Consider the following 19784-nt stretch of genomic DNA (forward strand, 5'->3'; position numbering starts at 1 on the left):
CGCCTCTCGTCCAGATCGTAAGACAAAATCGTCTCACTTCGTAGACAGATGGGCCCAATGCAGGAGAAAAGCCCTCTCGCCCTACCCGGTCGCCGAGGTCGCCCCGGAGCACGGACGTCACAGCAGGAGCTGGCGCAGCGCCTCCAGCACCCCTTCCGGACCCCGGACCACCAAGTCAGCACGATCCCGCAGTTCCGGCACCACGGCGTCCGCTTCGCTACAGATCACCATGCCGGTCACGCCCTCCCGCCGAAGAGCACTCACGGCCTCGACAGCAGGGAGATCTCCGATGTCGTCGCCGGCATAGACAACGGCCGAGGGCGACATCTCCGTCACCAGCTCACGCAACGTCGCCCCCTTGTCGACACCGGCTGGACGCAACTCGAAGACCAACCGGCCGGGCGTGAGCTCCAATCCCGTTTCTCGTGCGATCTCCGTGACATACGGCTCGATCGCCACCAGTGCCGCTGGTGGATCGGCCGCCCGGCGCGTGTGCACGGCTACTGAATGTCCCTTGTCCTCGATGCTCGCCCCGGACCATCGATCGGCTCGCTCGGGCCGCAGCAAGTCTTCGACCCGCGCCCGTGCCTCGGCGACGGCCGCCGCATGCGGCGGGCTCTCGAGCTCGCCGGAGGACCATCGTTCCAAACCATAGTGGCCGCACACGATCAGGCCAGGGACGGAAGAAAACCCGCCCAGCCGCACCGCCTCGGCGGCGGGTCGGCCGGTGATGATCGCCGTTCTCGCTACCCGGTTCGAGATGGCAGTCAAGACATCAGCGGCTCCCGGAGCCGCGCGAGCATCTTCCGGGCGCTCGACTATCGGCGCCAGCGTCCCGTCGAAATCGAGCGCGACGAGCGTCTCGGACAAGACGGGTGCGAGCATGGCAGCGAGCTCTGCGCGCCGGTCGCGGCCCGCGGTCACCCTCCGCCCTCGTCGTCCTCGTCATCGACGACCTCGAGGTAGTCGTCCACGAGGATCACGACCAGGCGATCCGGATTGACTCCCTCGATCGTGGGCTGCACCCGCCCGATCTCGGGAAACTGCTCCGAGAGCGCCTGGGCGTACTCCTCGTACCCGGGTGGGAAGAAGACGGTCGTCTCCGGGATCTCGCCGGAGTAGTACCCGGTGGCGGCGACCTCCCAGCCACCGTCCTCCAGACGATCCTGGGCCACGAGCTCCAACCCGTCGATCGTCGTCTGGTTCGCGATGCCCACGGGGGAGCGTAGCTCCGGTGGAGCCGTCACACCCTCGTCTTCGTCGGGCTCGTCGGGCTCATCCGGGTTCTCCGGCTCGTCGGTTTCTTCCGCATCCTCGCCAGAAGACTCCTCGTCATCGGGCTCGTCGGTGGCGTCATCGGGCGACTCGGTGGATTCCGTGTCCTCCGTCCCCGCATCGCCGTCCGTCCCGTCGTCGGTGCCCGCGTCGTCGCCGGCCGCCAGGTCATCCGTTTGGTCGCCGTCCGTGTCATCCCCGAAGAGGAAAAGTAGCGCGACCACGACACCCACAGTGCCGAGCAGCGCTACGAGCGACGGCCACGCCCGATCAAGTCGTTCGCGCATCGTCACGGAACCGTAGATTACGCCACGAGCCGAGCCGCGGGCACGAAGAACGATGTGGACGGCACGTCAACGGTCAGGCCTCCGGTGTGGCGCGCCGGGCGGTACGGGCGCGCGTACGCGACGAACGCAACCGCCGTAACCGTTTCACCAGCATGGGATCTTCGGCCATGGCCTCCGGCCGATCGATCAAGGCGTTGAGCACCTGGTAATAGCGGGTAGAGCTCATATCGAACTGTTCACGGATCACCTGTTCCTTCGAGCCGGCGTACTTCCACCACTGCCGCTCGAATCTCAAGATCGCTCGTTCCTGCTCGTCCAGCGCTCCCGACGGGGCATCCGCTACAGGCATTTCGGCAACCGTGTCCATATCGGCCATAGTAAACACACTGGCAAAACCACACGCGCTTCGACACAGTACGCCAGGTTTGCCCCTTCCCTCGTGAGGGTGTGGTGACGAAGGCAGGTACCGTAGAAGCGGACGAGGAGGCCATGTGGAAAGCACTGGAAAGAGCAGCTTCGTCGTTGTCGCCAACCGGCTCCCGGTAGACCGGGTGCTTGCCGCCGACGGCACCCCAACGTGGCGCCGCAGCCCGGGCGGCCTGGTCAGCGCCCTGGCTCCGGTGATGCGCAAGTATCACGGTGCCTGGGTCGGATGGCCGGGCTCGTCCGATGACGCACCGGGCTCATTCTCCAGCGAGGACATGGATCTGGTCGCCGTCTCGCTGTCGGCCGAAGAAGTGGCCATGTATTACGAGGGGTTCTCCAACGCGACCCTGTGGCCGCTGTATCACGACGTCATCGTCGCTCCCGAATATCACCGCGAATGGTGGGACGCGTACCGCCGGGTCAACGAGCGGTTCGCGCGCAAGGCGGCGGACGTCGCCGAGCACGACGCCATCGTCTTCGTGCAGGATTACCAGCTCCAGCTGGTTCCGAACATGCTGCGCCAGCTTCGCCCCGACCTGAAGATCGGATTCTTCCTGCACATCCCGTTCCCTCCCGCCGAACTCTTCGCCCAGCTACCGTGGCGCCGGCAGATCCTCGAAGGCTTGCTGGGCGCCGATCTCATCGGGTTCCAGCGCGAAGGCGCCGCCCATAACTTCGCGGCTCTGGCCGATCGATACACCGAGGCAACCGCAGAAGACCATCGGATCCACACCGCCGACGGCCGCAGCGTGCGTGTCCAGCAGTTCCCCATTTCCATCGACGTCGCCGAGATCACCGATCTGGTCTCCGAACCCGACGTCGTCATGCGTACCGCACATATTCGCGAAGAGATCGGCTCTCCAGAGCACATGTTGCTGGGAGTCGATCGCCTGGACTACACCAAGGGCATCGGCCACCGGCTCAAGGCCTTCGATGAGCTGCTCGCCGGTAAGGAGATCACTCCCGACGACGCCGTTCTCGTCCAGGTCGCCACGCCCAGCCGCGAGCGGGTCGAGGCCTACCAGACACTCCGCGACGAGATCGAGCTCCAGGTCGGGAGGTTGAACGGCGAGTACGGACGTATCGGCCAGCCGGCGGTGCATTACCTGCACTCCTCCTACGAACGCCCGGAGTTGGTCTCGCTGTTGCGAGCCGCCGATGTCATGGTCGTTACACCACTACGCGACGGTATGAACCTCGTCGCCAAGGAATACGTGGCCGCCCGCACGGACCTGCGTGGAGCGCTGGTGCTCTCCGAGTTCGCCGGGGCCGCTGACGAGCTCGGTGACGGCGCGTTCCTGGTCAACCCGCACGACATCGACGGACTCAAGCGAACCCTTCTCGCCGCAATGCGTATTGACGACGCCGAGGCCGAGCAACGGATGCGGGCGCTGCGCGAGCACGTCCTCCACTACGACGTCACACGCTGGGCAGAGGACTTCGTGGCAACGCTGCGCGCTACGTAAGCGCGTCACCCGCAGCCGCTATTCGCGCTCGATCTCGGTGTAGGCGAGCCACGCCTGGGTGTCGGCCGCATCGAGGGGCTCACTCGTCGGTTCGGCCACGGGCTCCTGCTCGTCCAGGATCGCCAGGCTGGCTTCGGCCTGTTCGACGCGAGCGAGTTCCCGGTTTGCCAGGGCGATCAGGGTGCGCAACCCGGAAGCTCCGAACCGGTCACGCACAGTCTGAACGGCATTCTCGACCACGGGTTCGGTGTCGGACGCGGTGGTTTCGGATTCGTTCATCATCGAAAACTCTCCTCCTCGTCTTCGCGCCCGCATTACCGTACCGTGTGACATGCCTCCACCAGTGACCGATTCGGCTGTCACGGCGTGGCGCAATGATGTTCATCATGGAATAACATCCACGCTGCCATCAAATGGACAGGCAGTGATAATCGATAACACAGGGGCCAAAGTGGCGAAGATCGACCGTCTCGACACCGGCACGGCGTCGTGACACGTGCGACAGTATCCAGCAAGATATGCAGCGGGCCGGCCGGGCAATACGGGGGAGCATTCCGGCCAGACGAAGGTCCGGCCGCTGTTCACGGTCCGAGTACGGGTGATCACGTGTTCCCTCGCAGGTTCGCGCTCGTCCGGCACGTCGATCTCACCGGCGTGTCCGGCGTCGGCGTGGTCGCGTACGGCGTGATGTTCGCCGACGGACACGTAGCCCTGCGGTGGTGTTCGGACCATCCGGCGACGAGCCTGTGGAACTCCATCGACGACCTGATGGCGGTCCACGGACACGGCGACTCGACCAGCGTGCAGTGGATCGACAGTGCCGAGGATCGCCTCCAGGAAGCCATCGACTCCCTCAACGCGCCGCAGCAAGGACGCCGGGCCCGGCGTGCTCCGCGACAGCTCAACCCCGCAGCCGCAGAGGAACCGAGTCCCGCACCCCCTCCGCCGCCTCGCGAGGAGTCACCCCCACCGGACGAAGATTCGCCCCCACCGGTATCGGTGCACGCCGCTCCCTCGATTCCCCCGGAAACCCAGCAACGAGCAGACAATACGGGGCGGGACGCCGAGCGTGAAGAATCATTTTTACCCGCTCAACGCCGAACTGGGGGCCGGCACCGGCGCCGCCAGGAGCCAGGCGAGGAGTCCGCCCACCGGAGATGACCCGCGTGCCGCGCCAGGTGCGCGTCGGTGACGCGCGAGCCGTCAGCTACGTCGGCTGCAGCTCGACCCGGAACTGGTACCGGTCACCGCGGTAGACCGAGCGGACGAACTCGACCACATGGCCATCGCGGGAACGCGACGTCCGCTCGAAGAGGAACGCGGGCGAATGCAGCGGGACTTCGAGAATCTCCGACTCCCGCTCGTCGGTGACGGTCGCCTCGATGTTCTGCACTCCGCCGGCGATGGCGATCCCGTACTGCTCGTGCAGCAGCTCGTAGAACGACGCGTCGTCCAGCTCGTGCCCTTTCAGACCCGGCGCCACCCGGCCCGGTACGTGCAACGTCTCGAGCGCCATCGGTGCCTCGTCGGCCATCCGTAGCCGCACGACGCGGAGCACGGGATCGCCGGTGGAGATCTCCAGTCGCTTGGCGAGTTTCGGGCTGGCTGACATCTCACCGGTATCGAGCGTCTGGCTCGACGGCGTCGCGCCGCGCTGGCGCATGTCTTCGGAGAACGACGAGACCGCCAGGCCCTGGGCGATCTTCGGCCCGGCCACGAACGTACCCGCGCCATGCTTGCGCATCAGGCGCCCTTCACGAACCACTTCCTCGATGGCACGGCGTAGCGTCATCCGGGCCACCCCGAACTGTGGAGCGAGCGCCCGTTCCGGCGGGAGCGCTTCGCCGACGTCCATTTCCGCGATCAGATCGAGAATCTGGTCCCGGACCGAGAGATACTTCTTCGCCACGCTGCCCCTTCCGATCAGATGCCTGTATTTTCCCGCCCCTTGTCAAGTGTCACAGCAAGGGGAGGGCAGGCAGCGCGCCGCAGGTCGAAAATAATTCTCCGCCGGGTCTGGACGGATCTGGTACGGATCATCCAGACTGTGGGCCACCCATATTGGTCTAGTCCACTGAGGAGGATCCTCCATGGCACGATCACTTCGTAGCCGCATGTTCACCTCGATCGGGGTGGCTGCGGCAGGTCTCCTCGCCACGACGATGGCGGTGCCGTCGACGGCATCCACGAGCGATGATCCACCCGAAGAGTGGCGCAGCTACTGGGTCGACGCGTTCAACCCGGGGATATACAGCCCGGAAGAAGTCGACAAGCTCGTCGACGACGCCCTGGCCATCAATTCCAACGCCATCATCGTCCAGACCGTCCGGCGTTACGACTGTTTCTGCAACGACGCGCTGTACCCGCGTACCGATGCCGCAGTCGACGCCGAACCCTACGATCCACTTGCCGAGATCATCGAGAAGGCCCACGATGCGGGCCTGGAAGTCCATGCGTGGGTCAACGTCAACACGCTGTGGAACCTCGCCGATCCTCCGAGCTCGCCAGATCACGTCTTCAACCAGCACGGTCCAGACGCCGAGGGATCCGACCGCTGGCTGAACAAGATGGAGGACGGAACCGAGTTCCAGGGCAACAACGCCTACATCGATCCAGGTCATCCCGACGCGGTGGAGTACATCGTCGAGGGAGTCCAGAGCATCGTCCGCGAATACGACGTGGACGGGATCAATCTCGACTACGTCCGCTACCCCGATTTCAGCTCGTCCACAGAGCACAGCGATTGGGGATACAACGACGTCTCCGTCGCCCGCTTCCAGGAAGCCACGGGACGCGACGACGTTCCCGAGGCGTCGGACGAGGAATGGAACGACTGGCGCCGCGACCAGGTGACCAATCTCGTGCGCAAGATCTACCTTGGCATGTGGGAGGTCGATCCCGAGGCGCGGCTATCCATGGACGCGATCACCTATGGCTTCGGCCCACAGTCCGTCGGTGGCTGGGAGCAGACCCGCACCTACGCCGAGGTCCTCCAGGACTGGAAGGGCTGGCAAGACGAGGGAATCATGGACACGGTCGTGGCCATGAACTACAAGCGCCAGTGGATGGACGACCAGGCGCAGATGTTCGCCGAGTGGAACGAAGTCCTCGCTGACTGGCAGGGCGACCGGCAATCCGTCTCGGGTCCCGCGCTGTATCTCAACGAAGTCGAGGACAGTCTCGAGCAGGTGAACGAGCTCCGGGAGCCCACCGAGGCCGGCAATACCGTCGCTGGCTGGAGCGGATACTCGTACGCCAACCCCAGCCAGACCGCCACGGGAAGTTCGCAAGAGGTGAAGGACGCGGAACGCGACGCCCTGGTGGAAGCCTTCACCACCGGAGACGACGCGCCCTTCGCCGAGCCGGCCGCGGTGCCGACGATGCCCTGGAAGGCCGAGCCCACCGACGGGCACATCACCGGTGAGCTGGTGACCCGCAGCGGCGAACCGCTCGACCAGGTCGAGCTGACCTTGCGCCCCCTGACCGGCGGAGGCGAGAAGCAGACACGCCTCAGCGACGGTTCCGGCTGGTTCGGATTCGCCCACGTCCCCGAGGGCCACTACCTGATCGAGGTTGACTTGCCGGACGGCGTCGTCGGCAAACCGGTCGCCTCGGCACGCGTGAATGCCGGCGAGATCACCACGACCGACATGTCACCACTGATCCGGTTACAGTGATGTCTCACCCGAGCGGATGGATTCCCGCTCGGTCTCCGTGATTCGATGAAGGCGCCGGCCACCGATAGCTGCGGCCGGCGCCTTCTTACGAGTTGGCCCGCCGCGTTGTATCGTGAGTGCCGCCCGTGGAAAACGTAGGAGGTGCACCCGTGGTCGAAGGCCGTATCGCGCGGCACCGACGCTCGGCGGGGTGGCGGCTTCCCGCGCTGTTGCTGACCGGCCTCCTCATGATCATCACCACGGGCCTACCCGCCACGGGTTCGCCGGACTCCGAAGCGGAGAGCAACGAGTTCAGCGGCACGACCTTCACGGCACTCGACGGAACACCTGCGCCGACCATCACGGGTCTGGCGCCCAACAGCGAGTCGGATCTCGTGCCGCCCCCGTCCCAGGGCCATGAGCTCACCGCGCTCGACCTCTATCCACCCCAAGACCACGCCACTGGCCGGCACGTGGCGATCACCGAGGCCGTCGGCAACACCGGCCATCCCGACCGGGCGCCTCCCGGCGCCGGGCAGCTGTAGACGTACTGCCCGGCCCTTCGCCCGGTAGCTCGCCGCGTCAACACCCACCAGGCGAGTTCCCTACCGGGCGGTCTTTCCTGGAGTTTCTTCGTGGACAATTCGACCGCGTTCTACCTCGTCTTTGCCGTCGTGGCTGCCTGTACAGCCACCTACGGGTTCTTCCGGCAACGCGCGATCAAGAAGGGAAATCGGAACGTCGTCGAGACCGGTCGCACGCTCCGCGTGATCGTCGCCTTCCTGGTCCTCGGCGCGTCCGCATGGGTCACCATGACGGCGAGCCCGAATCTCGGCCTCGATCTCGAGGGCGGCGCGCAGATCACCCTGGAGGCCGAAGACGGGCCGGAGGCCGAAGCCAACGCCGAGAACACTGACCGGGCCCTCGAAGTCCTTCGCCGGCGCGTGGACGCGCTGGGCGTGTCCGAGCCCTCGCTGACTCGCTCCGGCGAGAACCGGATCATCGTCGAACTCCCCGGTGTCGAAGATCCCACCGAAGCGGCGGAGACGTTGGGCCAGACCGCGCAGCTCACCTTCCATTCGGTCCTGGGGTACGCGAGCCAAGAGGAGCTCCAGAACGGCGGCGCGGACTCGGGCGCCGACGATTCGAACTCCGAGAACTCGAGCTCCGACGATACGTCCGCAAACGACGAGGACGCGGACACCGAGGAAGCCAACGCGAGCGATGACGAGGGCGCCGGCGACGAGGCCACGGGAGACGAGGAGAGCGGCGGCTCGGCCGGCGCTGCCGACGAGTTCGACCCTTCCGCCGAGGAGTCCGTGATCGCCGACGAACGCGGCCAGCCGTTGCTGCTCGACTCGTTTGGGATGACCGGCGAGGAAGTCTCTTCCGCCACCGCACAGTTCGACGCCGAGCAATATCAGGGCTGGGTGGTCCACGTCGACTTCACCGGCGACGGCAGTAGCGAATGGGCAGACCTGACCGGTCACGCCGCCTGTTTCAACGAAACCGACCCCCAGCGCCGCGTGGCGATCGTCCTCGACGGCGATGTGATCTCGTCGCCGACGGTGCAAGACGCGGCGTGCGATGTCGGCCAGCAGGGCGGCACGACTCGCATCATCGGAGATTTCGACCAGGAATCCGCCGAGGAGCTGGCGGCACTGATCGAAGGGGGTGCGCTACCGCTTCCGGTGGAGATCATCGAGCAGCGCGTCGTCGGCCCGACGCTTGGTGAGGCAGCGATCTCCGCGAGCGCGTGGGCGGCCATCATCGGCATCTCGCTCACGGCGGTATTCGTCGTCGTTACCTACCGGCTGATCGGCCTGATGGCCGTCGGCGCACTAGTCGGTTACGCCGCGATGGCCTTCGCGGCGCTGACTGCGGTCGGGGCCACCTTGACGCTGCCCGGCCTCGCCGGATTCGTGCTCGCCATCGGCATGGCCGTCGACGCCAATGTGCTGATCTTCGAACGAGCGCGGGAGGACTACGTCGACGGGGGGACGAGTCTGCGCAACGCGCTCCCCAGCGGGTTCAAGAAGGCGATTTCGGCGATCGCCGACGCGAACGTCACTACCTTGATCGCTGCTACTCTGCTGTTCTTCCTCGCCGCCGGCCCGGTCCAAGGTTTCGGTGTCACCTTGACGATCGGTGTCGTCGCTTCCCTGCTCGCAGCTCTCGTGCTCACCCGGGCGCTGGGCGAATGGCTGATCAGCCGGCCGTGGGTGCGGCGCAATCCCGGGGTCAGTGGCCTCGCCAAGCACACCCGGGTCCGCAGGTGGCTGCGCGAGCGCAGCCCGGATCTGATGCGGCGTTCCCGCCAGTTCCTGGCCGTATCGCTCATCGCCGTCGCCGTCGCCGGGGCCGGAATCGCCATGCGTGGGCTCAATTTCGGCATCGAGTTCACCGGCGGACGGATCGTCGAGGTCCAGCCAGAGGAGCAGGTCGACATCGAGGATGCCCGCGACGTCGTCACCGAGGTCGGCTTCCCGACCGCGATCGTCAACGAGTCGGGAGGCGCCGGCGAGGACGCCATCTCGGTGCGAGCCGCCGACATGGGCGACACCGAAGCACAAGAGATCATCGGCGCCATCTCCGAGCTGGGCAACGGTGGTGACCTCATCCGCGACGAGATGATCGGCCCCAGCCTGGGAGAAGAACTCCAGCGCAACGGGCTCATCGCGCTCGCCGTCGCGCTCGCGGCCCAATTGTCGTATCTGGCGATCAGGTTCAGATGGACATTCAGCACCGGCGCGGTCATTGCACTGTTCCAGAACGTGATCATCACCATCGGTGTCTTCGCCTGGCTGGGCAAACCGATCGATGGAATCTTCCTCGCGGCGATTCTCACCATCATCGGCTACACGGTGAACGACTCCGTCGTCGTATTCGACCGCATCCGCGAAGCGTGGCGGGGTCGCCGGGGTGAGAATTTCGGCGGGATCGCGAACACGGCCGTGCTCGATACCTTGCCCCGTTCGGTGAACACCGGCCTGAGCACGCTGTTCCCGCTCATCGCTCTGTTCGCGCTCGGAGGCGACTCGCTCTCCGATTTCGCCTTCGCGCTGATCATCGGGATCCTCATCGGCACCTACTCCTCGAACTTCACCGCCACACCGCTGGCGGTCGAGCTGGAGAGCCGGTATCCAGCTCCGGAGCCGAAGGAGAAGGACGAAGTCACCAAGGGCAACCGCGAGGACCCCAACTACGGCGCCGTCGTCTGACCCCTACCACCCCGCCTCCCGTGATCATGAACACTAGTCGGCCCATGGGCGGCTAGTGTTCATGATCACGGGAAGCGGGGTGGTAGCGTTTTTACGTACGCCCGAATAGCTCAGCTGGTCAGAGCAACCGCCTTGTAAGCGGTAGGTCGCCGGTTCGAATCCGGCTTCGGGCTCCACCTGCGAAAACATCGACCTGTGCCTGAGCACAGCGCTTGACGATCGCATAACACAAGGACACCTGCCCCCCATGGACGATGTCTTCAGGGCCTGCCAGGCGAGCTTCGACCTTGCCCTGGAGACCGACGGCAAGTCCGACAAGACGCGCGAGAACTACGGCCGTGCTGTCCGCCAGTTCGCCGCGTAGTTGCGCGCCAACGGTCTACAGGCCGATGTCAACCGGGTCAAGGTCGATCACGTGCGCCGCTGGCTGACCAGTTTGCGCGGCCAGGTCGCCGAGTCCACCGAAACGACAAGGGCAAGCCGCGGAGACATTCCTGGAGCCACGCAATTGTTCGGTCGATGGCGCTTCGACGAACAGGCACTCGAAGCTTGGATCGCATCTGAGACGGCGCGTGACCCATGGGCCGGACCCCGGCCAAGGGATCCCGAAGGGCCGCCCTCACATGCGACGCTCCCGCAGGTGGAAGCCGTGAGAAGCCCGACGCTGGAGCCGATGTACGTCAGCCTCAAAGCCCGCCGCCGAGTTCCTCGACTTCTGTACCGGCGCGTGACCGAGCTCGCGCACATGTACATTTTCGACGTCCGCTATCTGGGCAGCCGACGCCTGGTGAACTTGGCTGGCCGATCGATCCGCCGCACTCGTACTACTGATCCATCCTCACCGCCGACCGAATGCCAACTACGGGGGAAGTCGACCGAATGGACCATCCCAATGCCCAAGCTCAGTTACACGCCACGCGAGGCCGCCGACGAGACCGGTATCTCCGAGGAGACGATCCGTGCCGCGATCCGCGCTGGTGATCTGCCGACGGCGCCAATCGTCGTCAACGGCCGGCAGATCCGCAGACAAATCATCCTCCACGAGGACCTGGTGCACTGGCTGACGGCGGAACGTAGGTGATCGAGGGTGGCTCAGTACCTCACCGCCGACCAGATGACTGCGGTTCTCCACGTCCACCCGTCGACCGTGCGTCGCTGGGCCGAAGGGGAGAAGATCCCCGCGGTCAAACTTCCCGGCAACGAGGACGGCAACGGCCGTACCCGCTGGCGGTCGACAAGGACCGCGTCATCACCCGCCTGTCTACCGATGTAGCGGATCCGTGGGCACGCACCGGAACGCAAGGCATCGGGCGGCCACGTCGAGACCGGTAGGACTGTACCTCCTGGTTGTGCCAAGATGACCCTGTGAGCGCTGGCGGCCTACCCGAGCAGCCCTGCCCACCCGGGCGGGGTAAGACTCGGGAGGACACACCATGCAACGCTCCACCCCAAGGCGTCTGATCCGCCGCACGCCACGGTTTGCCGTCACCCCTGACGGCGTCGTCATCATTCGCCGACGCCCGTTCGTCGCCACGTGCCACGCTCTCGGCGATGCCATCGAACGCCTCGACCGTCTCCTCGACAACATTCCCGCGTACCTGCACGACGGCCACCACCGTCGGTGGTGGCGTCACGGACAGTGGGGATGCCGGCTGCACTTTTCGCGCGTCTGGCTGCCACTGCAGGATGTCTAACGCCGTTCAGCGTCCGCCCTCACCACGATTCGACGTATTGAGCTGCAGTGATGTTCTGTCTGCCGATAGATGTACGCTGCGGCAGCATGGCAGATTGGGTTGCACTGTTCATCGCCCTGGCGGCGCTCACATTCACGATTGCGAGCTTCTGGTGGCTCAATACGCGGCGCGGCCGGCTGGAATCGTACGAACCGCACAGCTTCGCGGCCCACGTTTCGAAGGAACGAGTGCTGTTGAGGCTTCCGCTCGTGTTGTTCAACACGGGAGCCCAGCCGATCGTGGTGCAAAATCTCCGCGTTCGGTTCCCCGAAGAGGACCAACCAGATATGGCGCTGGACTGGAACAACACACGCACGCAGCTCAAGCCAGTACAAGACGACCACGAGGACTTGCGCGCCGTGTTTGCGGTTCCCGGACGCGCAGCAGTACAGAAGTTCGTCGAGTTCGCCGGGTCCTTTCCTGGCGTGGTGCCCCGCGGGCGAAACTACGACGCTCTCGTCGAGGCGAAGCTGGGGCATGACCCCGATTGGACGTCACTGCTGAGGTTCACGCTCTATGCGGTGCACATCAACAGCCCCACGCAGTTCATAACCTACAGCAACACTGCAACGCTTTGCTCTCCCGACGAGCCCGAGAAGGCCAAGCAGACGGCGGAGTCATTGTTGCGGAGGTTCGGGGTAGCACACTGACCCCAGCCAACAGATCCCGCCGCCGTCGTCAACGATCTCCGGCTCGGCCGAGTGCGGGGCGTACGTCTTGCCGTCGTATGAGCATCGTTGACGACCGTCTTCTGATCTACGCCCAGCACAGATCCGATCGCCCGCGTGGACATGCCCTCGCTGCGCATCTCCGCGACGATCTCGCGCGGCGCTGCTTTATCGTCAGCTCTCCGCTGCGGGTAGCTCGTTCAGTACCTGATGCGCCACATCAGGCCGTCGCCGGATGGCAGCACGGAGCTGTATCTCCAGGAACCTGTCGCGGTTCTCCTGGACCACCTGCTCCCACCCATCGCGACCAGTTGCGAACTTCTCCACGATCAGGAACTCGACGATGTCCTCCAGCGTGGGACGGTACCGCCGCCCGCCGACCGGGAAGTGCAGCTTCTCCAAGCCAGCGACTCTGCGCACTCCGCTGGCCTTGGTCATGCTCTTCAAGGCTGGCGAGGTCCCGTATACCTGGAGGTGTGCCTCGGGGTACGTATCCTTGCCGCGCTCGTAGTCGTAGTGACACAGGCAGTCCTGCCGTCCTTCATCTGCGTAGACGCCGCAGAATGAACTCACGACCATCAGGTGGCCCGATTCGCCGAGGTAGCAACGATACTGCAGGTCAAGCCAGGCTTTGGGCTTCTTGTTGTTGGGTGTCAAAGGTAGAGGCGAGGGAGCAAGGAGAGGGTCAGAAGGTCTCAGACCAGGCGCGACTGTGACGACGTCGTTGGGCACTGGGGTTGCGGAAACCTTGGCGCCGTTGCACACCGTCGTGTTCAGTAGACTCTGAATCTGTGCTGCGAACTCTTGCGCCTGCCTCCGGAGATCAGTGCTCTTGGCCACCGATCGCAACCCAGAGCATGTGAGCGCGGGGAGAGCTGAACTCGCGACGACGGGCCTGCTCTGCAAGCTCGTCGTAGGTCAGCCCCAGTGAATTCAGGGCGCGCTTCTTTGCAGCGTCGAACTGGGCATCAGTCAACTCGATGACGTCGACGTTGTCTGCATCCGTCCGGCCGACATGCATGACGCTCATTGCACACCCTTCCTGTTATCCCCGTGTCTCTACTCTTACAGCCTCGCACTGACAAAACAAGGTTCGCAGTCACTCGATTCCTCCATGGTGACAGGGAGCGATGCCCTTTCCGACCTGCTCGGACGGGGCATCGCTGATGCTGGTCAGGCTCTACAGCCTGGTTTCGCCAGGGATGGTGTGGCTGTTGCGACGGGAGGCCTGACGACCTTGCTCAGCCAGTCATGCTCTTGGCGATAACGGCGCCCATCACTTCGGTCATGACGTCCTTGCCGACGCTCAGAACGGAACCGGCAGCCCGCCGGAGCGCGCTCTTCTCCTCGGGCGGCCATGTACGTGCCACGCGGACGTTACCGTCACGGACGCCCAGTGAACAGGGGCCAGGAAGCAAGAGACAAGGCGGCCGCCACAGCTGGCGCGTTGGGACACTGACCGCTACCTCTGGCTGTGGGACCTCGACGGGGCATAGCGCGTGCGCTATCATCAAGTGGTGGGTGAGGAAGCCTGGACGCTCAGCAGACAGCTAGGCGACGGGCTACGAGAGTTGCGGTTTAGCTGTGAAGGCGTGCACCGGCGCGTCACGTACTACCTGCACCCTGAGAAGCGAGCCATCACACTGACCACGTTCCGGAAACAGCGACAGAGCGAACGTCATGAGGTCGAGCGGGCACGAAAAGCGATGCGCCGCGACCGGGAGAGGAGACGGTGAGCATGGCACACACCCTAGGTGAGGTCCGCGCCGCGCATCCGCCCGCGGACCCGGACGACTACGAGCGGGCGTACGCAACGTCGGCGCTCGCGCTGGACCTGGCGCGGCTGGCCTACCGGATGCGTGAACAGGCTGGGATCTCCCAGCGTGAGCTGGCGCTACGGATGCATACCACCCAGTCGGCCATAGCCCGCCTGGAGAGCGGCGGCGTTGTCCCCCGGCTTGACCTGCTCGCCCGACTGTCAAGCGCCACAGGCGTACCGCTACGCCTGGACACCGGTACCAGCAGCGTCGACCTGGGCGACACGGCCCACCTGGTCGCCTGATCTAACCGTTCCTTCCCGACCGCTCTTACGTTCGCGCACCTCCAACGCGTCCCCGCGCACACCGTCAGCCGCAGGCGCCGCTTGTCTCGTTCCTGGCTTCAGTCGTCGCGCCCGGCACCCCGATCGGGTGCGCTCATGTCGCCCGTCGCGGGCGTGCCATGGGCGAGCCCGTAGCGCAGATACACGGCGCCCTTCGGACTTGCTGCCGGCGGTTCGAGGAGTGTGACGTTCGCGGGTACCGCGCCACCGTCGAACACCTTCTTCCCGACGCCGAGTACGACAGGGTGCACCCAGAGATCGAGACGGTCGAAGAGCTTCTCGCGCAGGAGAGTCTGCACCAGATTCAGACTCCCGACGACCTTCACGTGCTCGTGCCGGTCACGGATCTCGCGCACCGCGCCGGCCAGATCCGGGCCGAGCTGCGTGGACCCGGCCCACGAGAGGTCGGGCCTGCCGCGGGAGGCCACGTACTTCGGGACACTGTTGAAGAGCGTGGCGATCTCGTTGTCCTTGCTGCCCTCCTGATACGGCCAGTAGGCGGCGAAGATGTCATACGTCCGCCGGCCGAGCAGAAGGGCGTCCGTGCCCTCGTACGCAGCGACGATCTGCTCCCCGACGACGTCGTCCAGCAAGGGCGCCTGCCAGCCGCCGAAAGGGAACCCCACCGGGTCCTCGTCGGGGCCGCCGGGCGACTGCCCAACGAGGTCGAGGGTTGCGAACAGTTCGATGTGGATGAGGCCCATGCTTGCTCCCGATGGGTTGGTTGTCTTCGGTCAGGAGATAGACCTGTCGGCGCCGGCAGAATCATCGCTGCGACGGCACCCGGCTTCGCTACTCGTCGACCGCCTCGCACGTTGCGCGAGTTGCCGGATCCCGCACGATGTGGCCGCGGCGTACGGATTTACGAGATGTCAGTCTTGTCCCTATTTGCCGGAGTCAGTACATTAAGGCGGATCCACGGGGGACACCCAGAGTCGGATCGAGGTCCGGCCCCGGGCAACCCCCGCGGCGGACCTCAGAACTCCAGGAGGGTCCATGGTCCGCCCATCCGCCATTCGCCGCTACATCGGCGTCATCGCAGCATTGCTGTTGCCAGCCAGCCTGCTCGTATCGCTGACCGCACAGGGGAACGAGCCCGAACTCGCCGACGACACGGTGGCGGAGTACACCCCACCGGGTCATCTCGAATACCCCGAGGTCGTCGCCATCACCGTCCCAGACCGCACCGCCCTCGACGCCCTGGTGGACACGGGAGTCGACCTCGCAGAGCACGTCGAAGACACAGCGGCGGGCCTGCGCGTGGAGGCTATCGTCACGCCATCCGAGCAAGACTGGCTCCGCTCGGCCGGGTTCGACGTCGGCGAGCCGCTGCTGACCGAGGACGACTTCACGGCGCTGCAAGAGGAGCGGCAGGAGACAGTAGCCGAGATCGAAGCCGCCGAGGAGCGGGCCATGCAGTCCGGCGACGACCTCCGGGTCCAGCGGGCGGCCTGGTTCCGCAATCATGACGAGACGTTCGTCCAGTTCGAGGTGTGGTCGGAGGCCGGCTCGGCGTCCGCCGACGTGACCCTTGAGGTGAGTCTCGACGCTGGACCCGGGACCGAGATCGGCGACGGGACAACGTTCACGCTGTCCAGGTTCGTCGACGCCGGGCACTACATGTTCCACCGGACAAACCTGCCGCGGCAGGAGAGCCCGGTTCCCTCCCGGGCACGGATCACCAGCATGCTCGACGGCGAGGTGATCGGCGAAGTGGAGACGGACGTAACCGAGTTCCTGGACGGGGAATACCCGAGTGGTCCCGGCGCACCGAAGGAATGGGGTGACCTGGCCACCGGGTTCATCGACCACTACGTGGACGCCACCGAAGCAACGGCGACGATCGAGGAGCTGGCCGCGGAACATCCCGAGCTCGCCGAGATCGTCGAGCTGCCGAACGAGACGAACGGCTACCGGCGCAAAGCGCAGGCCCTGTTCCAGCCACCCTCGCCCACGTTCACCATCGACCCGCCCTCGTCGGCGGCTGGTGCGTACGACGTCGTCGGCGCCTCGTTCGGCGGCACGACACCGTTCCGTGGCACCCCGGGCGACGTCGTTCTGGTGGACGACGGCACGGACAACCCGACCGAGGGATGCAGCCCGCTGGTCGATTTCGAGGCCGGCAGCATCGCGCTGATCGATCGCGGGAGCTGCCCGTTCGTCACCAAGGTGCGCCATGCTCAGGAGGCCGGCGCCGTCGCGGCGGTGGTGGCCAACAACGTCCCGGGCGACCCGTTCGCGATGGGCGGGAACGCACCGGAGGTCACCATCCCCGCCGGAATGGTCTCGCTGGACGACGGCAACACGATCAAGGCGGGCCTACCCGCCGCTGGCACCCTGCGGCGCCCTGACCTCGATCCACACCGCGTCGTCGTCGAGTCGCTGGCCTGGGGCCACGAGGGCGGCAACGACATCTCCGTGGAGATGGCCGACCCCGGCGAACCAAGCCAGCCGCTGAAGGTCGACGTCGACGGCGACGACATCGACGTCAGCCTCGCCACCGACGCCGACGGTGCGATCACCAGCACGGCGGCCGAGGTAGTCGACGCGATCAACGCCGAAGCCGGCGAGCTGGTCGAGGCCTACACGTTCCGCGGCGACGACGGCGATGGGGTCGTCTACCCCTGTACCGCCGACGAATGCTACGGGGAGCCCGGCACGCCGCACCTGTCCGACTTCCTCTCGGCTCCGGACGACGTCTCCCGTGAGCCCTTCACCGTCAAGGCCCTGCGTATCGGCAAGCAGCGGGACGGCTCGAACGTGGGCGTGCTGCTCTACTCGCAAGAACACGCCCGCGAGTGGGTCACCCCGCTGGTCGCGTTGGAGACCGCAGAGCGGCTGCTGCGCAACTACGAGAGCAACGAGACAATCCGGAAGCTGGTCGACAACTTGGACGTCTTCATCGTCCCCTCGGTCAACCCGGATGGCTCGCACTACTCCATCCACGACTTCGCGCTGCAGCGGCGGAACATGACCAACCACTGCCCGCGTGACGGCGTGTCCGACCCGCTGGGCCGCAACTCGTGGGGTGTCGACCTGAACCGCAATTTCCGGGTCGGCAACATTCACCAGGGCTTCAGTGGAGCGTCGACGTCTTGCACCAGTGACGTGTTCGCCGGTCCGGAGCCGTTGTCGGAACCGGAGGCACGGAACGAGACCTGGCTGGCGGAGGAGCATCCGAACATCCGGTTCGCGATGAACACGCACACCCACGGCGGATACTTCATGTGGGCGCCGGGCGCATACCGGCTACCTACCCGCGACGGTCTGGAGCGGCCGAGCTTCGGCGTGGAAAACTACTTCTACGAGGCCTCGGACATCATCCTCAACCGGATCAAGGAACACCGCGGTACTAGCGTCTGGTCGAGCCGGGTCGGTCCCATCAGCGACGTACTGTACTCCGCGGCCGGCAACTCGGGAGACGACCACTTCTACGAGAACGACATCTTCGCGTGGAGCTTCGAGGCCGGATCGCCGCTGTGGACCGGGAACGGGTGGTCCAGCGTCGGCTTCACGCCGCCCTTCGAGGAGGGCCGGGAAGAAGCGATGGAGTTCTCGCACGGCTGGATCGGCATCCTGGAAGTCGCCTACCGCTACAGCCGGGACTGGGTGCCGCCGCGCTCGAATCTCTCGCCCGGAGCGGGCACCTACGAGGGGCCGGTCGAGCTGGCGTTCGACTTCAGCGAGCCGGTCGACATCTACTACACGCTCGACGGCAGCCGTCCCACATACGACTCGCCGCGGATCGAGTTCGCCGGTCCCCGTCAGGGCCAGGAGCCGATCACCATCACGGAGACGACGACCATCAAGTGGTTCGCCGTCGACGTGGCCGGCAACACGCAGAACTACTACAAGCCGGACGGACCCGGCCGGAACTACCGGCGAGCCACCATCGTGATCGACGACTAACGGCCCGTCACAGGTGGGACCTCTCCCGCTCGCATACGGTCGGCGAGAGGTCCTACCTCTATCGACTATCCACCGAGCGGGTCACCTGCTAGCCTCCGGTACAGTTTCGTGCGGCTTCGTCGCCATGGCCGTGTCCAGAGATCGTGAGGATTGTTGAATTGTCGTCGTTTTCCGAGCGCGTGAGCGCTACGTCGTCGAGCACGGGAAGCTTCTCCCTTGCCGACAATCTGTGGCTGATCGGCGTGATCGCCCTCGCCGGCGCCGCCGTGTGTGGGTATTTCGTCTTCCGGCAGCGGTCCCTGCAGAAGGAGATGATCGAGACGGAGACGTTCTCGGTCTCGGAAGTGCAGGACATGCAGTCCGCAGCAGCAGATGCCGCCGGAGAGGGGTACTTCCGGCAGAAATGCGAGATCGTCGGTACCGCGCAGCCCGGGCCCGAGGGGCCCATCAAGTCGGAACTCTCCGAGACCGAATGCGTGTGGCACAAGCACGTAGTGACCAGGAAGTACTGGACCACCGAGCGACGTCGGGATTCGAACGGCCATTACCGGGAGCGGCAGGTACAGCGCACCGAGAAGCTCGTCGAGCGGGAAACCGAAGAACCGTTCGTCGTCGCCGACGAGACCGGGCACATCGCTGTCCGGCCAGAGGGCGCGCTGGAGGACGTGGAGAAGGCGACGGACCGTTTCGAGCCGCACGACGAGTCGTCGAACCAGTCCGAGCTCGCCATCGGATCGTTCAAGCTCTCCATTCCCACGAAACAGCGTGAAGGCACCGTCGGGTACCAGTACGAGGAGTGGATACTGCGTCCGGGACAGAAGCTCTACGTGCTGGGCGAGGCCACCGACGAGCCGGGCGAGCTGATGATCGCCAACACGTCGCTGATCTCGACGAAGGACGAGCAGACGCTGCTGCGTGAAACGCGTTCCAAGCTCCGCCTGTTCTCGGGGGGTGCGGCACTGGCTGCCGCCATCGGGGTTGTCATCATCCTGGTCGATCTGCTCGGCTGATCAGGCCAGCCGACCCGCGCTTACGCTGCTGG

The 19784-nt window shown here is 65.4% G+C and carries 22 protein-coding genes and 1 tRNA gene; 14 read left to right on the forward strand and 9 right to left on the reverse strand.

The window, feature by feature from the left end; all coding sequences use genetic code 11:
• Positions 1-117: 117 nt before the first annotated feature.
• The 3 genes from otsB to DPM12_RS03915 all read right to left on the reverse strand — a co-directional run bounded on the left by otsB (position 118) and on the right by DPM12_RS03915 (position 1911).
• Positions 118-924 carry a trehalose-phosphatase gene (otsB, locus tag DPM12_RS03905; protein ID WP_211658369.1) on the reverse strand — a complete coding sequence of 269 codons (807 nt, stop codon included), beginning with the start codon at positions 922-924 and terminating at the stop codon, positions 118-120.
• The gene (locus DPM12_RS03910; RefSeq protein WP_123788242.1) at positions 921-1562 is read right to left on the reverse strand and encodes a LytR C-terminal domain-containing protein; all 642 of its coding nucleotides are present in this window, start codon (positions 1560-1562) and stop codon (positions 921-923) included. Before DPM12_RS03910 ends, otsB begins: the two co-directional genes overlap by 4 nt.
• A 73-nt stretch (positions 1563-1635) precedes the next feature.
• Positions 1636-1911 carry a DUF3263 domain-containing protein gene (locus DPM12_RS03915; RefSeq protein WP_211658371.1) on the reverse strand — a complete coding sequence of 92 codons (276 nt, stop codon included), beginning with the start codon at positions 1909-1911 and terminating at the stop codon, positions 1636-1638.
• Positions 1912-2053: 142 nt separating this feature from the next.
• Between DPM12_RS03915 and DPM12_RS03920 the strand changes: the two genes are divergently transcribed.
• Entirely contained in the window at positions 2054-3454 is a 1401-nt protein-coding gene (locus tag DPM12_RS03920; RefSeq protein ID WP_112256949.1) for an alpha,alpha-trehalose-phosphate synthase (UDP-forming), read from the forward strand.
• A gap of 18 nt (positions 3455-3472) precedes the next feature.
• Here the strand turns inward: DPM12_RS03920 and DPM12_RS03925 are convergent, their stop codons facing one another.
• Complete coding sequence (locus DPM12_RS03925) at positions 3473-3736, reverse strand: hypothetical protein (protein ID WP_112256950.1); 264 nt, start codon at positions 3734-3736, stop codon at positions 3473-3475.
• Positions 3737-4060: 324 nt separating this feature from the next.
• Here DPM12_RS03925 and DPM12_RS23525 point away from each other — a divergent pair, with 324 nt between their 5' ends.
• Positions 4061-4615 carry a hypothetical protein gene (locus DPM12_RS23525; RefSeq protein WP_211658372.1) on the forward strand — a complete coding sequence of 185 codons (555 nt, stop codon included), beginning with the start codon at positions 4061-4063 and terminating at the stop codon, positions 4613-4615.
• Between the two features lie 46 nt (positions 4616-4661).
• Here the strand turns inward: DPM12_RS23525 and DPM12_RS03935 are convergent, their stop codons facing one another.
• On the reverse strand, positions 4662-5363 hold the full coding sequence (locus tag DPM12_RS03935) for a GntR family transcriptional regulator (RefSeq protein WP_211658374.1): 702 nt from the start codon (positions 5361-5363) through the stop codon (positions 4662-4664).
• A gap of 181 nt (positions 5364-5544) precedes the next feature.
• Between DPM12_RS03935 and DPM12_RS03940 the strand changes: the two genes are divergently transcribed.
• The 8 genes from DPM12_RS03940 to DPM12_RS03970 all read left to right on the forward strand — a co-directional run bounded on the left by DPM12_RS03940 (position 5545) and on the right by DPM12_RS03970 (position 12714).
• Positions 5545-7131: a family 10 glycosylhydrolase gene (locus DPM12_RS03940; protein WP_211658376.1), complete on the forward strand. Its 1587-nt coding sequence runs from the start codon at positions 5545-5547 to the stop codon at positions 7129-7131.
• A 149-nt stretch (positions 7132-7280) separates the two neighbouring features.
• The gene (locus DPM12_RS03945; RefSeq protein ID WP_112256952.1) at positions 7281-7655 is read left to right on the forward strand and encodes a hypothetical protein; all 375 of its coding nucleotides are present in this window, start codon (positions 7281-7283) and stop codon (positions 7653-7655) included.
• Positions 7656-7922: 267 nt separating this feature from the next.
• The gene (gene secD, locus DPM12_RS03950) at positions 7923-10331 is read left to right on the forward strand and encodes a protein translocase subunit SecD (protein ID WP_425467554.1); all 2409 of its coding nucleotides are present in this window, start codon (positions 7923-7925) and stop codon (positions 10329-10331) included.
• Between the two features lie 99 nt (positions 10332-10430).
• Positions 10431-10507: transfer RNA gene (locus DPM12_RS03955), tRNA-Thr, on the forward strand.
• A 188-nt stretch (positions 10508-10695) separates the two neighbouring features.
• Complete coding sequence (locus DPM12_RS03960) at positions 10696-11412, forward strand: helix-turn-helix domain-containing protein (RefSeq protein WP_112256953.1); 717 nt, start codon at positions 10696-10698, stop codon at positions 11410-11412.
• A gap of 6 nt (positions 11413-11418) precedes the next feature.
• The gene (locus tag DPM12_RS23060) at positions 11419-11604 is read left to right on the forward strand and encodes a helix-turn-helix domain-containing protein (RefSeq protein WP_158542726.1); all 186 of its coding nucleotides are present in this window, start codon (positions 11419-11421) and stop codon (positions 11602-11604) included.
• Positions 11605-11764: 160 nt separating this feature from the next.
• The gene (locus DPM12_RS03965; protein ID WP_112256954.1) at positions 11765-12025 is read left to right on the forward strand and encodes a hypothetical protein; all 261 of its coding nucleotides are present in this window, start codon (positions 11765-11767) and stop codon (positions 12023-12025) included.
• A gap of 86 nt (positions 12026-12111) precedes the next feature.
• A complete protein-coding gene (locus DPM12_RS03970; protein ID WP_123788238.1) occupies positions 12112-12714 on the forward strand; it encodes a hypothetical protein in 603 nt (200 codons plus the stop codon).
• A 192-nt stretch (positions 12715-12906) separates the two neighbouring features.
• Here DPM12_RS03970 and DPM12_RS03975 read toward each other — a convergent pair whose 3' ends face one another.
• From DPM12_RS03975 to DPM12_RS24050, 3 genes are all read right to left on the reverse strand, one after another.
• Positions 12907-13389 carry a hypothetical protein gene (locus DPM12_RS03975; protein WP_123788237.1) on the reverse strand — a complete coding sequence of 161 codons (483 nt, stop codon included), beginning with the start codon at positions 13387-13389 and terminating at the stop codon, positions 12907-12909.
• Positions 13390-13555: 166 nt separating this feature from the next.
• Entirely contained in the window at positions 13556-13762 is a 207-nt protein-coding gene (locus DPM12_RS03980) for a hypothetical protein (RefSeq protein ID WP_112256957.1), read from the reverse strand.
• A gap of 211 nt (positions 13763-13973) precedes the next feature.
• Complete coding sequence (locus DPM12_RS24050) at positions 13974-14102, reverse strand: hypothetical protein (protein ID WP_281269621.1); 129 nt, start codon at positions 14100-14102, stop codon at positions 13974-13976.
• Positions 14103-14249: 147 nt separating this feature from the next.
• On the opposite strand from DPM12_RS24050, the gene DPM12_RS24235 reads away from it, so the two are divergent.
• Both DPM12_RS24235 and DPM12_RS03990 read left to right on the forward strand, forming a co-directional pair.
• The gene (locus tag DPM12_RS24235; protein ID WP_211658380.1) at positions 14250-14468 is read left to right on the forward strand and encodes a type II toxin-antitoxin system RelE/ParE family toxin; all 219 of its coding nucleotides are present in this window, start codon (positions 14250-14252) and stop codon (positions 14466-14468) included.
• Between the two features lie 2 nt (positions 14469-14470).
• Positions 14471-14794, forward strand: coding sequence for a helix-turn-helix domain-containing protein (locus DPM12_RS03990; protein ID WP_112256959.1), 324 nt, complete (start codon positions 14471-14473; stop codon positions 14792-14794).
• 98 nt (positions 14795-14892) lie between these two features.
• On the opposite strand, the gene DPM12_RS03995 is transcribed toward DPM12_RS03990, so the two are convergent.
• Positions 14893-15537 (reverse strand): dihydrofolate reductase family protein, encoded by a 645-nt coding sequence (locus DPM12_RS03995; RefSeq protein WP_112256960.1) that lies wholly within the window; start codon positions 15535-15537, stop codon positions 14893-14895.
• A gap of 292 nt (positions 15538-15829) precedes the next feature.
• Here DPM12_RS03995 and DPM12_RS04000 point away from each other — a divergent pair, with 292 nt between their 5' ends.
• Both DPM12_RS04000 and DPM12_RS04005 read left to right on the forward strand, forming a co-directional pair.
• Entirely contained in the window at positions 15830-18742 is a 2913-nt protein-coding gene (locus DPM12_RS04000) for a M14 family metallopeptidase (RefSeq protein ID WP_112256961.1), read from the forward strand.
• A 158-nt stretch (positions 18743-18900) separates the two neighbouring features.
• Positions 18901-19752, forward strand: a complete 852-nt coding sequence (locus DPM12_RS04005) for a GIDE domain-containing protein (RefSeq protein WP_112256962.1) — start codon at positions 18901-18903, stop codon at positions 19750-19752.
• Positions 19753-19784 lie beyond the last annotated feature (32 nt).

Source organism: Phytoactinopolyspora halophila, from assembly GCF_003287285.1.
GTDB lineage: Bacteria > Actinomycetota > Actinomycetes > Jiangellales > Jiangellaceae > Phytoactinopolyspora_A > Phytoactinopolyspora_A halophila.